The organism is Pseudomonas sp. I2 (assembly GCF_040984075.1).
GTDB classification, from domain to species: domain Bacteria; phylum Pseudomonadota; class Gammaproteobacteria; order Pseudomonadales; family Pseudomonadaceae; genus Aquipseudomonas; species Aquipseudomonas guariconensis_B.
In genome coordinates, this window is sequence record NZ_JBCGFQ010000272.1 from 1 (window position 1) to 255 (window position 255).

1 protein-coding gene is annotated in these 255 nt (G+C 64.7%); it reads left to right on the plus strand.

The features are described from left to right. A partial coding sequence (locus WCE05_RS26580; RefSeq protein ID WP_368816914.1) for a carbon starvation CstA family protein occupies nucleotides 1-255 on the plus strand: 255 nt, incomplete at both ends.

Below are 255 nucleotides of genomic sequence, written 5' to 3' on the forward strand. Positions count from 1 at the left end.
TGGTGCTGGCGCCGCGTGACTACCTGTCGACCTTCCTCAAGATCGGCACCATCGTCGGCCTGGCCATCGGTATCCTGATCATCGCGCCGGAGCTGAAGATGCCGGCCCTGACCCAGTTCACCGACGGTACCGGCCCGGTCTGGAAGGGCACCCTGTTCCCGTTCCTGTTCATCACCATCGCCTGTGGCGCGGTGTCCGGCTTCCACGCGCTGATCTCCTCGGGGACCACGCCCAAGCTGCTGGACAACGAAGTCA